Consider the following 13,991-nt stretch of genomic DNA (forward strand, 5'->3'; position numbering starts at 1 on the left):
ACAAGTTAAGCATGTACCATAACCCCGTTTTATTAAAGCAGAGTGTTGATGATTTGGTGACGAATCCGGACGGAATATACGTGGACTGCACTTTTGGAGGCGGAGGCCACTCCAGGGAAATCCTGAGCAGGCTTTCGGATAAAGGAAGATTGTTCAGCTTTGATCAGGATCTCGATGCCCTTAAAAATGCAATTGATGATCCCAGGTTTACACTGGTAAACCAGAATTTCAGATTTCTGGAAAACTCCCTGCTGATGTATGGAGTTTCTCAGGTAGATGGTATTCTTGCAGATCTGGGCGTTTCATCCCATCAGTTTGATGAAGCAGAAAGAGGATTTTCAACAAGAAGTGATGCTCCTTTGGATATGAGAATGAACGTGATGCAGAATCTTGATGCCAAACGCGTAATTAACGAATATGGAGAAGAAGAACTGGCTGATATTTTCTACCACTACGGAGAATTGAGAGAAGCCAGAAAGCTGGCAAGAGAAATCGTTCATCACAGAAAAACGAAAAACATCAATACCACGGAAGACCTGAAAAAGTTATTCAGTTACATTCCACCCCATAAGGTTAATAAATTCTATGCCCAGCTTTTTCAGGCCATAAGAATTGAAGTGAATCAGGAGCTGGATGTTTTAAAAGAAATGCTTGTTCAGGCCTACAATATTCTGAAACCGGAAGGAAGGCTTGTTGTTATTTCTTACCACTCATTAGAAGACCGTCTGGTAAAAAGGTTTTTAAAGAACGGAATGTTTGAAGGTGAACCGGAAAGAGATATCTACGGAAATTATAAAAAAGCATTTGAACTTCTGAAGAGTAAAGCGGTTATCCCGGATAGTGAGGAGATCGAAGAAAACTCAAGAGCAAGAAGTGCCAAAATGAGAACAGGAATTAAAATATAAAGTGAATCGTGAAAAGTCATTTGTGTTTTTACATCACAAAATTGGCAATTGACAACGAAGTGAATTCACGGCAAAGCAAATTGACAGACAAATAAATTGGCAAAAAGAACAACAAATCGCCCACAGAAAAGACTCACTTTTATAGACATTATAAAAGGGAATTTTCTGAACCGTGATGAGATCAAAATACATTACAAGTATTTTCTCCTGTTGTTTGTCCTGATGATGGCGATGATCTACACCAATCACCTCGTCAATAAAAAGATTAAGATTGTTAATGCTTTAAAAGAAGAAACAGAAGAATATAAATCGAGAAATGCTTACGCCCAGAGTAAGCTGATCAAAGTAAAAATGGAATCGGAACTGGGGAAAGAAGTAGCGAGGGATTCTTTAATGACCCTCGAAAACCATCCTCACAAACTGCTAATTAAACTAGACAGTACAGATGCAAAAACAAAATGAATACGACAACAAACGTAAAAAAACGTTAAGGTGGGGCTATCTCTTCGCAGTGGCAGCCCTGTGCGTATTTGTAATGTTTCTTGCAAGAATTGTAGTACTGCAAAACACTAACGTTCAGGAAATTAAAGACGATTACATTAATAAAAACTATCGCGAGGCTACCCTGAAAGCAGCCCGCGGAAACCTTTTCGCCTCAGACGGTTCTATTCTGGCAACCACCGTAATGCGTTATGACATCTATCTTGATTTTAAAACCATGAAAGACAGTGTCTACACCAACAATATCGGGGCCCTTACAGATTCCCTGAGCAAAATGTTCGGAAAATCCAGAGGAGAATTCAGACAGAAATTTGACGAGCAGAAAAAGAAAAAAAACCAATACTACACACTGGTAAAAGGTCTTGATTTTGATCAGTACGACAGAATCCGAAACTTCCCGATCTTCAAAAAAGGAAAAAATAAAGGAGGATTTATTGTTGACAGAAATTACAAAAGAGAATTAGCCACTTCAGAAATCGGAGCCGGAACCATCGGGATGGATAACGGTGAATACAAATCCGGACTGGAAGGCGCATTCTCCAAATATCTGACCGGAACTGACGGAAAAAGGCTGGAACAGAGAATCAATTCTTCCCAATGGAAACCAATTGATTACTGGAAAGTTAAAGAGCCTGTAGACGGAGAAGACGTATACACAACCCTGGATCTTAGGATTCAGGACATTGCCCACTCCGCATTAGAAAAACAGCTCATCAATTACGAAGCAAAGCACGGAACCGTAATCGTTATGGAAGTAGAAACCGGGAAAGTACGTGCACTGGTGAATTTAAAAAGAACAGAATCAGGTGAATATGAAGATTCATACAACTACGCTTTAAAAGATAATATAGAACCTGGGTCTACCTTTAAAACCATCTCCCTGCTGGCAGCAATGGATGACGGTTTTATTGATGAAAATACCACAGTGAACGTAGGAAACGGTATCTGGATCTATGGCAAGCAAAGAATTTCAGACGGCCACGGCGGAGGAACCTATGACATCAGTGATGTTCTGGCCAAATCCAGTAACGTGGGAACCGCCAAACTGATCACCAAATATTATGCTGAAAAGCCACAGATATTTCTGGATCATCTCAGACGCTGGAAATTATTTGATAAAATGAATATCGAGCTGCCGGGGATTACAAAGCCTAAAATCCTTACCCCGCAGCATTCACGATGGAACGCAGCCACTCTGGCCTCTATTTCTTTCGGGTATTCATCAAACATCAATCTATTACAGTTAGCAACTTTCTACAACGGAGTTGCTAATGGTGGTAAAATGGTAAAACCTCTTTTCATAGACAAAATCATGAAAGACGGAAAAGTGATGTACACCGCAAAACCTGAGGTAATGGTCAGTAAAATGGCATCAGAAAAAGCCATCAAAATGATGACCAGCGCCCTGACCAAAGCCGTAGAAAAAGGAACAGGACGAAGCATCTTCACCCCGAACCTTAAAATGGCAGGAAAAACAGGAACCGCAAGATTTGAATACTGGATTCCGGGCCCCATGAAATACCGTGCATCATTCGCGGGCTTCTATCCGGCTGATAATCCGAAGTACACCTGCTATGTAATGGTCAGCGAACCCAATACAGCAAAAGGATTTTATGGAGGAGCCGTTTCAGCACCGGTGTTTAAAGAAATTGCAGGAAAAACATTCCTGAAAACACCGCAGAATATTGAAAAAGAAATGCTGGTAGACAAAAAGGTAGACCTGAGCAAAATGGTTGAGCCCAATGTTAAAATAGCAGTTAATGATAAACAAATGCCTAACGTAGTAGGACTTATCGGTAAAAATGTAATTCCACAACTGGAAAACTTAGGATACCGTGTCGATTATAAAGGAGTAGGAAGAATCAAAGAGCAGTTCCCGCTGGAAGGCACTACAATCAGTAAGAACCAGAGAATTTATCTTTCGCTGCAGAATTAATGGAAAAATAAAGTTCCGAAGGAACGATTTAACAAGGAATAGGATGAGATCCTATTAATAAAAATGATAATAACAGAATTAGTAAACAGAATCCAGGTAACAGCAATTCATGGCAACAGCAGCCGTGAAGTTTCCGAGTTGGTGTTCGACAGCAGAAAAGCTACAGAAAACTCCCTTTATATTGCAATAAAAGGAACTGTTTCTGATGGCCACTCTTTCATTTCGTCAGCAATTGAAAAAGGAGCTTCTGCAATTGTCTGCGAAGAACTGCCTGAAGTATTGGCGGAAAATATAACTTACATACAGGTAAATGATTCTTCCAAAGCTTTAGGACATCTGGCATCTAACTTTTACGGAAACCCATCCAGAAAATTAAAACTGGTAGGAGTTACGGGAACCAACGGAAAAACATCTGTATCTACCCTGCTTTTTGATGTTTTCAAAAATTTAGGCTATGACTCTGCCTTACTTTCCACTGTTGAGATCAGAATAGGAGACCAAATCATTCCGGCCACCCATACCACCCCGGATGTAATCACCATCAATAAAATTCTGGCTGAAGCTGTAGAAAAAGGATGCGAATTTGCTTTCATGGAAGTAAGTTCCCACGGTATTGCACAAAACAGAATAGAAGGACTGCACTTCAAAGTGGCAGGATTTACTAACCTTACCCACGATCATTTAGATTATCATAAAACCTTCAGCGAATATCTTAAAACCAAAAAAAGATTTTTCGACGAACTGGAAGATACAGCCATCGCCATCACCAATGTTGATGATAAAAACGGAAACATAATGCTTCAGAATACCAAAGCAAAGAAAAAATCCTATGCTTTGAAAACCATGGCAGACTACCACGGAAAGCTTCTTGAAGTTGACTTTAACGGGATGCTGCTGAACTTCAACGGAAAAGAATTCTGGACAACACTGACCGGAAAATTCAATGTATACAATCTTCTTTTGGTTTTCGGAATTGCTCAGGAGCTAGGCTTTGAACAGGATGAAATTCTTCAGGCTGTAAGTAAGCTGAAAAGAGTTTCCGGAAGATTTGAAACCTTCAAATCAGATGGAGGAATCTTCTTCATCGTAGATTATGCACACACACCTGATGCCTTAGAAAATATTCTGGACAGCATTAATGACATCAGAACCAAGAATGAAAGACTGATTACCGTATTCGGATGCGGAGGAGACAGAGACCACTCGAAAAGACCTGAAATGGGAAATATTGCCACAAAAAAATCAACACTGGCCATCATCACTTCAGACAATCCGAGAACAGAAGATCCGGCACAGATCATCAAAGAAATTGAAGCAGGCGTTGAACCTCAGAACTTCAGCAAATACACTTCAATTCCGGACAGAAAAGAAGCCATCAAAATGGCCATAAAGTTTGCAGAACCGAAAGATATTGTTCTCGTAGCCGGAAAAGGACACGAAACCTATCAGGAAATCAATGGTGTAAAACATCATTTTGACGATAAAGAAACGATTAATGAACTTTGGAAATTAATGAGTAAGTAAAATTTAAAACGATCATTAATTAAAACTTGACAACATGCTATATTATCTATACGAATACTTAACCAGCCATGGAATCCATATCCCCGGATTAGGAATGTTGAAATACATTTCCTTCCGTGCAGGGATTGCCGTGCTTTTCTCTCTGGTGATTGCTCTGGTTTACGGAAAAAGAGTCATCAACTACCTGAGAACAAAACAAATGGGCGAATTGGTACGTGATCTTGGATTAGACGGACAGAAGCAGAAAGAAGGAACCCCTACCATGGGAGGATTAATCATCATTCTGGCAACCATCATTCCGGTTCTGTTATTTACCAGGATCACCAATGTTTACATCGTCCTTCTGCTGGTTTCTATGTTATGGATGGGCGCAATTGGTTTTCTGGACGATTATTTAAAGAAAATTAAAAAAAATAAAGACGGCCTGAGCGGTAAATTTAAAGTAGTCGGGCAGGTGGGATTAGGACTGATTGTCGGGATCACCATGTATTTCCACCCGGACATTACCGTTAAAAGAAAATATGCAGATGCAAAAGTAGTGAACAGAAACAACGTAGAGCAGAACTTCATGCCTACAGAAAAAATAACAGTTTCCACTGTTCCTTTTGCTAAAAACAATGAATTCGATTACAGCGGAATTCTGTTCTGGATGAATGATAAAGATGCCCATGAATGGGCATGGATTGTCTTTATTCCTATCGTTATCTTCATTGTAACCGCCGTATCCAACGGAGCTAATATTACAGACGGTATAGACGGCCTTGCCGCAGGAACCAGTGTTGTTATACTGCTTACTCTTGCATTATTCGCCTACCTTTCCGGGAATATCATCTTTGCAGACTACCTCAATATCATGTTCCTTCCGAATATGGGAGAAACAACCATTTTTGCCGTGGCCATGGTAGGTGCCGTAATCGGGTTCTTCTGGTATAATACCTATCCAGCACAGGTTTTTATGGGAGATACCGGAAGCTTAATGCTGGGAGGAGTAATCGCTGTTTTAGCTATTATCCTGAGAAAAGAGCTGTTGATTCCTGTTTTATGCGGAATTTTCTTAATTGAAAACCTATCCGTAATGCTTCAGGTAATCGTCTTCAAATACAGAAAGAAAAAATACGGGCTGGAATATGCCCAAAATAACAGACTATTCAGAATGTCACCATTACACCATCATTATCAGAAAGAAGGGTTTCACGAAAGCAAAATCGTGAACCGTATGATTATTATTGGAGTAATACTGGCTATCGTATGTCTGATCACACTGAAAATGAGATAAAATCAATTTAAAAATTAAAAGGTTGAAGCATTTAAAATCTTTTAATCATTAAATCAAAATAATATGAAAATAGTTGTTTTAGGAGGAGGAGAAAGCGGATGTGGTGCTGCTTATTTGGCTAAAAAACAAGGTCTGGAAGTTTTTCTTTCAGACAAAGGGGCTATTAAGGATCACTACAAACAGTTTCTGACTGAAAATGAAATTGAATTTGAAGAAGGAAATCACAACGAAGAAAGAATTTTAAACGCAGACTGGATTGTAAAAAGCCCGGGAATTCCCAAAAAGGCAGAAATCATCCATAAAATTCATGAAAAAGGAATCAGACTTTCCTCAGAAATAGAATTTGCGTCAGAATTCACCAATGCCAAAATCATTGCCATCACCGGAAGTAACGGAAAAACCACCACAACTTCCCTGATCTACTATATCCTGAAGAATGACGGACTGAATGTAGGCCTGGGCGGAAACATAGGTTACAGCTTTGCCAGACAGGTTGCTGATGAAAACCACGAGTACTATGTACTGGAAGTCAGTTCCTTCCAGCTGGATGATATTCAGAACTTCAGGCCCTATATTTCCCTTCTGCTGAACCTGTCTCAGGATCACCTGGATCAGTACAACTATAATTATGAGGAATATGCACTGGCTAAATTCCGCATCGCTGAAAATCAGGAAAATGACAATTTCTTCATCTACAATAAAGATGATGAAATGAGCAAAAACATTCTTGAAAAACTGGAGATCAGAGCCAGAATGATCCCTTTTTCAACCAAGGAAAAGCTGGCAGAAGGCGGTTTTATCAATGATGATAAAATTGAAGTTAAGATGAAAGACGAGTTCACCATGAAAATTGATGAGCTGTCTCTTCTCGGAAACCACAATGTTGCCAACAGTCTGGCCGCATCAATTGCCGGTAAAATACTGGAAATCAACAACGACAGTATCCGGAATTCCCTGATGACTTTCCAGGCAGTAGAACACAGGCTGGAATTTGTAACTGAAATTGAAGGCGTAAAATACATCAATGACAGCAAGGCGACTAACGTAAATGCCACCTATTACGCCTTAGAAAGTATGAAAACTCCTACCGTATGGATTGTAGGAGGACTGGATAAAGGAAATGATTACTCAGAAATTGAGGACCTGGTTAAAAGGAAAGTTAAAGCCATCATATGCCTTGGAATAGATAACCAGAAGATTATAGACTTCTTTAAAAACAAAAAAGAATTTATCTATGATACTTCAAGCATGGAAGAAGCTGTAAGAATATCAAAATCTCTGGCCAGGAACGGAGATACGGTTTTACTCTCCCCATGCTGCGCAAGCTTTGACCTTTTCAAAAGCTATGAAGACAGAGGAAGACAGTTTAAAGAACAGGTATTAAAAGCCAATGGCCATTAGCCAAAAGCCAATAGCATTAAATATGGACGAACAGAACACAGAAAGCAGATTTGAATTTCTAAAGGGCGATAAAGTACTTTGGATGGTCATTCTTGTGATCTCCATTTTCTCTATCTTCCCGGTATATTCTGCAAGTTCAAATCTGGAATACATCGTTAATAACGGGACCACCACCGGTCACGTTATCAAACATATGTTCTTTGTAGTCTTAGGCCTTGGAATCATGAGGCTGGTAGGAACCGTAAAATATGAGTACATCGGAAAACTAAGCAGTATCCTGCTGGGACTGATGATTATTCTGCTGATTGTCACGATGTTTACAGGGCAAACCATTGACGGAGCCAGCGCATCCAGGTGGCTTAAAATTCCCGGAACACCAATCTCTTTCCAGCCGTCTTCATTCGCATTTTTAATGCTGATTATTTATCTGTGCAGGTATTTAACAAAGAAAATAACCAGAGAAAGACTGCCGATAGAAAATATCATGTACATTTTCGGACCCATCCTTCTCGTATTTATACTGGTAGCTAAAGATAACGGTTCAACCGCATTGATGATTCTCATGGTTTCCGTAGTCGTTCTGATCATAGGACAGCTTCACTGGAAATACATTGCAGGGTTTATCTCCGCATCATTCGTAGCCATTGTCTTCTTCCTGCTCATTGCCCTGAATACCAATCTGATTGGTGGAAACCGTGTACATACCTGGATGAGCCGTATCGAAACATTTACCTCAAGCAAGGCAAAAACAGCAGATGTAGATGACGAAAGTGTAAAAGCCAAAAACTATCAGGTTATGCAGGCTAAAGCAGCCATCGTTCACGGCGGAATTACCGGAATGGGACCGGGAAAAAGTGCACTGAAACAAATGCTTCCCCAGTCTGCCTCCGACTTTATCTTCGCCGTTATTGTAGAAGAATACGGATTGATAGGTGCCGCATTTCTGATAAGCCTCTATTTGATCATGATGATCCGGATTGTCATGATTGCCAGTAAAATGCCCGCCTTTTTTGGGTCCCTGCTGGTGCTCAGCCTCGGAGTAATGATCTTCATACAGCTCTCAGTAAACATTGCAGTTGCCGTCAACCTGATTCCCGTAACCGGACAGCCGCTGCCACTCATCAGCTACGGAGGAACCTCAATGCTGGTAACTTATCTCCAGCTGGGAATTATTTTAAATATAAGCTCACGAATACAGATCTATGATGAAGAAGGAATGGGCAAAAAACAAAGCATAGCAGAAATTAACGATATCGCATAACCAAAAAGTCCCGAAAGGACGATTAAACAAAGAACAGGATAAAATCCTAATGATATTGAAATTAAAATAAAAACCGGGCACGGCCCCATTAAAATGAACAAAAAATTAAAAGTAGTATTATCCGGCGGCGGAACAGGAGGACATATCTTCCCGGCAATTGCTATTGCAGATGAGATCAGAAAAAGATTTCCTGATACAGAATTTTTGTTCATCGGAGCCAACGGAAAAATGGAAATGGAAAAAGTTCCTCAGGCCGGTTATAAAATTGAAGGAATTGATATCGCCGGAATAGACAGAGGAAATCTTTTATCCAATCTGGGGCTGCCTTTCAAAATTCTGAAAAGCCTGTCCAGGTCCAAAAAGATCATTAAAAATTTTGCTCCGGATTTCGCAGTCGGAACAGGAGGTTTTGCCAGTGGCCCAGCTTTATACGAAGCAAGCAAAATGGGAATTCCCATCTTCATTCAGGAGCAAAATGCCCATGCAGGTGTAACCAATAAAATCCTGAGCAAAAAAGCCAGGGCTGTATTTACTGCTTATCCTAAAGTGGAAGGCTTCCCGGCAGAAAAAATAAAATTCCTGGGCAATCCTATTCGTGAGAATATCGTTACCGGAATGACGGAAACCGCTCTTGCCAAAGAAAAAATGGGATTAAACAAAGATAAACTTACCATCCTTTCCGTAGGCGGATCTTTAGGCTCAAGAACATTAAACAATGCCTGGAAATCACATCTGAATGACATTATAACCAAAGATTATCAGCTGATCTGGCAGACAGGAAAGCTTGATTATAAAGATATTAGTGAAGAGACAAAAAATATTGATACCGGAAATATCCAGATCCGCGAATTCATTAAGGACATGGAACTTGCATATTCCGCAGCAGATATTATTGTTTCGAGAGCCGGAGCCATTGCCATCTCAGAGCTGGCAGTAGCCCAAAAACCGGTTTTACTGGTTCCTTTTCCCTTTGCAGCAGAAGACCACCAGACCAAAAATGCCATGAATCTGGTTGAAAGAAATGCAGCCAGAATGGTAAAAGACTCTGAAATGCAGGAGAAGTTCTGGAGCACTTTATCAGAGATCTGCGAAAGTGAAAATATAAGAAAAGAAATGTCTCAAAATCTGGAATATTTTGCCAGGCCCGATGCTGCAAAACAGATTGTAGACGAAATAATGGAGAAACTGTAAGAAATAACAGCAATACATTCTACATCATAGAATAACATAAAAAGAAATGAACATTTTAGAAACATATCAGAAATTTTACTTCGTCGGAATCGGCGGGATCGGAATGAGTGCACTGGCGCGTTATTTTAACGCATCAGGCAAAAAAGTATCAGGCTATGATAAAACCGATACCAAACTTACCCGGCAGCTGATGAAAGAAGGAATTGATATTGTTTTTGAAGATAATATTGACGAAAGAATCACTTCCCTACAGAAAGAAGATACTCTGGTGATCTATACTCCGGCTATTAAAACACTGGGAATCCTTGATTATTTCAATCAAAACCAGTTTGAAGTTTTAAAACGCGCCAAAGTATTAGGACTGATCACAGAAAACACAGAATGTATAGCAGTAGCCGGAACCCATGGTAAAACGACCACCTCTACCCTGGTTTCCCATTTGTGCAAAGAAGCAGACCTTCCTTTCTCATGCTTTTTAGGAGGAATTTCTGAGAATTTTAAATCCAATTTCCTGTACAACGGAACGCAGTATTCTGTAGTAGAAGCAGATGAATATGACAGAAGTTTCCTGAATCTTTCTCCGGACTGGGCGGTAATCACCTCCACCGATGCAGACCACCTTGATATTTATGGCGACAAAAGCCATATTGAAGAAGGATTCAGACAGTTTGCAGCATTGGTTCCGGAAGACAGACAGCTTTTTGTAAGAAAAGGGCTGGAAATCGGCAGAGCCCACCAGACCTATGCCGTTAATGAAAAAGCGGATTACTATTCAGATAATCTGCGTATGGATCATGATAAAATCTATTTTGATTTCCATACACCGGCTGAAACAGTAAAAGATTTTGTATGGGAAATCCCGGGAATCCATAATGTTGAAAATGCCACAGCAGCACTGGCGATCCTGCACAATTTAGGAGCAGATTTTGAAACCCTGAAAAAGGCCATTGCCAACTTTAAAGGCATTAAAAGAAGATATACCAAACATATTTATCCGAACGGTAAAATCTACATTGACGACTATGCACATCATCCAACAGAGATTAATGTTGTAATGAGCTCAGTGAGAACATTTTATCCGGATAAGAAATTACTTGTCGTTTTTCAGCCCCATCTGTTCAGCAGAACAAGAGATTTTGCAGACGGATTTGCAGAAAGCCTCAGCAATTCTGACGAGCTGATCCTTCTGGATATTTACCCTGCAAGAGAACTTCAGGAAAACTTTGAAGGAGTTACTTCAGACTGGCTGCTGGAAAAAGTGACCTTAGACAAAAAAGAAGTATCAGCATTATCCGATGCTTTTGAAAAGATAAAAGAAAAAGATTTTGACATTCTTCTCACCGTTGGGGCAGGAAATATTGACACCCTGTACGACCCTGTCTGTGAATGGATTTCAAAAATATAAGTTTAATGTAAACTGGAAAAAACTTGCAGCAATAGCTTTTACAGAACAAAAAAATGAAAAAAAAATACAGAATATTAAAAATTGCGGTCACCGTGATCATCTTAGGATTACTGCTGAGTTTCTCATTAAAGAGATTCAGCGGCCAGAAGATTACGGACCAAAAAATTTCTGTAAAAATGAATGAAAAAACTCCGGTTTACTTCATTGATGAAAAAGATATCAGAAGCATTGTTAAAAAAGAAAACCCTTCAGGTAAAGTTGGTGATCTCAATATCCCGTTACTGGAAAAGAAAATTAATTCCCTTCCGGCCGTAGACAGTGCCAATGTATATTTAAATCTGAATGGTAAACTTAATCTGGATATTAAGCAAAGAGTTCCTGTTTTCAGGCTTAATAAAGACGGAAGAGATTTTTATGTAGATCAGAAAGGAGTAGAGTTTCCTATTTCAAAGACCTATTCTCACCCCTGTATGCTGGTAACGGGAAATGTAAAGCCCGAGGAATATCAGAAGCTGGCTGAATTGGTTGAAAAGATAAACAAAGATAACTTCAGTAAGAAATTCTTTATCGGAATTTCTAAATACAGGGACGATTATAACCTTCTGACCAGCGAAGGAAATTATAAAGTTGAAATAGGTGATCTTGATAATATTGAATTTAAAGTAAAAGGTTTCAAAGCTTTTGTAGAAAAATACCTGGTCTACCAGGATCCTCAAAAATACAATATGATTTCTGTAAAATATCAGAACCAGATTGTAACCACTTTAAATCCTTATTTTAAAGAAAACGACAGTATCCTGAAGGCAGGGAATAAGGAGCTTGCCAAAGCCCCAATCCCTACAGCAGCGAAGAAACCGGATTTAGCATCATCCAGGCCCTCGGAGAAAAAGAAACCGGCTTCATCCTCAGCAAAGCCTAAGGAAAACATAAAGCCCAAAACGGCAGGCCAGCCAAAGGAAACTAAAAAAGCAGAAAAAAAGCCGGTGCCAACAAAGCCTAAAGCAAAGGTCAAAATAGAATAAAATCTAGTTTCAGAAAGATAATTTAGCACAAAATTGGATACAATCCAATCGGGAAAAAAAGTAGAAAAAAATCAAATCGATATAAACAAATGGAAAATCAAGAGTATTCAGTAGGTCTGGACATCGGGACAACAAAGATTGTCGCGATTGTCGGAAGGAGGAATGCACACGGGAAAATAGAAGTTCTCGGTGTAGGGAAGGCCAAAAGTCTTGGAGTTCATAAGGGTATTGTGAACAATATCTCACAGACCATTAATTCAATCAAGGCTGCTGTGTCTGAGGCGCAGTCCAGCGCAGGAGTTCCCATCCGCAAAGTCACCGTAGGTATTGCAGGAAAACATATCCGTTCCCTGCAGCATTCCGATTATATTATGCGTGAACACCCGGATAAATTTATTACAGATGACGACATTGAAGCACTGAAAGATCAGGTAAAAAAACTGGTTATGCTTCCGGGCGAAGAAATCATCCACGTACTTCCTCAGGAGTATAAAGTAGATTCCGAAGGCGAAATTCAGGAGCCAATAGGAATGCACGGAAAACGTTTAGAAGCTAACTTCCACGTTGTAGTGGGACAGATGGGCAGCATCCGAAACATCGCCAGATGCGTAAGAGAAGCCGGCCTTGAAATGGAAGCTCTTACACTGGAACCTTTAGCCTCTTCAGAAGCCGTACTTACCAAAGAAGAAAAAGAAGCCGGCGTTGCTATCGTAGATATCGGCGGTGGTACCACAGATATAGCTATTTTTAAAGATAACATCATCCGTCATACCTGTGTAATTCCTTACGGAGGAGGGATTATTACAGAAGACATCAAAGAAGGCTGCTCCATTATAGAAAAACATGCAGAACAGCTGAAAGTAAAATTCGGATCAGCAGTTCCGGAATTAGAAAAAGACAGTACATTTGTTACAATACCTGGACTTCACGGCAGGCCAGATAAAGAAATTTCTCTAAAAACTTTAGCACAGATCATCAATGCCAGAGTGGAAGAAATTCTGGAAATGGTAAATACCGAACTGAAAGCTTATGGTGCTTTTGAACAGAAGAAAAAGCTGATTGCCGGAATCGTTCTTACCGGCGGCGGTTCAAACCTGAAGCATCTTCGTCAGCTTGCCAATTATACAACAGGTTTCGACAGCAGAATCGGTTTTGCGAATGAATATATCGCCAACGATAAAAACCAGTATCTGAAAGGTCCGGAATTTGCTACGTCTATCGGCTTGCTTATGGAAAGCTTAAAAATCAGGGATAAAAAGCAGAATGCTGAAATAGCAGAACCTGTTCAGGAACAGCCCAAGGCAGAAGCAATTGAAGCACAGACAGAAACAGCACAACCGGTTCAGCAGGCAGCTCCCACTGAAGAAATGCCTGTTTTAACCGAGCAGCAGGAAAGTAAAAGGGCAAAACTGACCTTTGGACAGTCGCTCATGGAAAAAGTAAAAAAATTCTTTGAAGAAGTAGAATAAATATAAATGATAAAAGATCTGATAAATGTTGCAAGAAATAGCAGGAGATTTATTATCTTAAACTAAAACATTTATCAGCCGTCGTTATCAGTTATCAATT

11 protein-coding genes are annotated in these 13,991 nt (G+C 39.8%); all 11 read left to right on the forward strand.

Annotated elements, in window-relative coordinates:
- Nucleotides 1-11: 11 nt before the first annotated feature.
- Nucleotides 12-905, forward strand: coding sequence for a 16S rRNA (cytosine(1402)-N(4))-methyltransferase RsmH (gene rsmH, locus AOB46_RS13725; RefSeq protein ID WP_062700310.1), 894 nt, complete (start codon nt 12-14; stop codon nt 903-905).
- Between the two features lie 96 nt (nt 906-1,001).
- A complete protein-coding gene (locus AOB46_RS13730; RefSeq protein WP_062700312.1) occupies nt 1,002-1,367 on the forward strand; it encodes an FtsL-like putative cell division protein in 366 nt (121 codons plus the stop codon).
- Nucleotides 1,351-3,342, forward strand: coding sequence for a penicillin-binding transpeptidase domain-containing protein (locus tag AOB46_RS13735; RefSeq protein ID WP_062700314.1), 1,992 nt, complete (start codon nt 1,351-1,353; stop codon nt 3,340-3,342). Before AOB46_RS13730 ends, AOB46_RS13735 begins: the two co-directional genes overlap by 17 nt.
- A gap of 63 nt (nt 3,343-3,405) precedes the next feature.
- Nucleotides 3,406-4,866, forward strand: coding sequence for a UDP-N-acetylmuramoyl-L-alanyl-D-glutamate--2,6-diaminopimelate ligase (locus AOB46_RS13740; protein WP_062700316.1), 1,461 nt, complete (start codon nt 3,406-3,408; stop codon nt 4,864-4,866).
- Between the two features lie 34 nt (nt 4,867-4,900).
- Complete coding sequence (gene mraY / locus AOB46_RS13745) at nt 4,901-6,142, forward strand: phospho-N-acetylmuramoyl-pentapeptide-transferase (RefSeq protein WP_062700318.1); 1,242 nt, start codon at nt 4,901-4,903, stop codon at nt 6,140-6,142.
- A gap of 63 nt (nt 6,143-6,205) precedes the next feature.
- On the forward strand, nt 6,206-7,543 hold the full coding sequence (gene murD / locus AOB46_RS13750; protein WP_062700320.1) for a UDP-N-acetylmuramoyl-L-alanine--D-glutamate ligase: 1,338 nt from the start codon (nt 6,206-6,208) through the stop codon (nt 7,541-7,543).
- Between the two features lie 22 nt (nt 7,544-7,565).
- Complete coding sequence (locus tag AOB46_RS13755; protein ID WP_062700322.1) at nt 7,566-8,804, forward strand: FtsW/RodA/SpoVE family cell cycle protein; 1,239 nt, start codon at nt 7,566-7,568, stop codon at nt 8,802-8,804.
- A gap of 93 nt (nt 8,805-8,897) precedes the next feature.
- Nucleotides 8,898-9,995, forward strand: coding sequence for an undecaprenyldiphospho-muramoylpentapeptide beta-N-acetylglucosaminyltransferase (murG, locus tag AOB46_RS13760; protein ID WP_062700324.1), 1,098 nt, complete (start codon nt 8,898-8,900; stop codon nt 9,993-9,995).
- A 46-nt stretch (nt 9,996-10,041) separates the two neighbouring features.
- Nucleotides 10,042-11,400: a UDP-N-acetylmuramate--L-alanine ligase gene (gene murC / locus AOB46_RS13765; RefSeq protein ID WP_062700326.1), complete on the forward strand. Its 1,359-nt coding sequence runs from the start codon at nt 10,042-10,044 to the stop codon at nt 11,398-11,400.
- Between the two features lie 53 nt (nt 11,401-11,453).
- Nucleotides 11,454-12,422: a cell division protein FtsQ/DivIB gene (locus AOB46_RS13770; protein WP_062700328.1), complete on the forward strand. Its 969-nt coding sequence runs from the start codon at nt 11,454-11,456 to the stop codon at nt 12,420-12,422.
- 89 nt (nt 12,423-12,511) lie between these two features.
- On the forward strand, nt 12,512-13,891 hold the full coding sequence (gene ftsA, locus AOB46_RS13775) for a cell division protein FtsA (protein ID WP_062700330.1): 1,380 nt from the start codon (nt 12,512-12,514) through the stop codon (nt 13,889-13,891).
- Nucleotides 13,892-13,991 lie beyond the last annotated feature (100 nt).

Origin of the sequence: Chryseobacterium indologenes, assembly GCF_001295265.1 — a bacterium.
Taxonomy (GTDB): domain Bacteria; phylum Bacteroidota; class Bacteroidia; order Flavobacteriales; family Weeksellaceae; genus Chryseobacterium; species Chryseobacterium indologenes_A.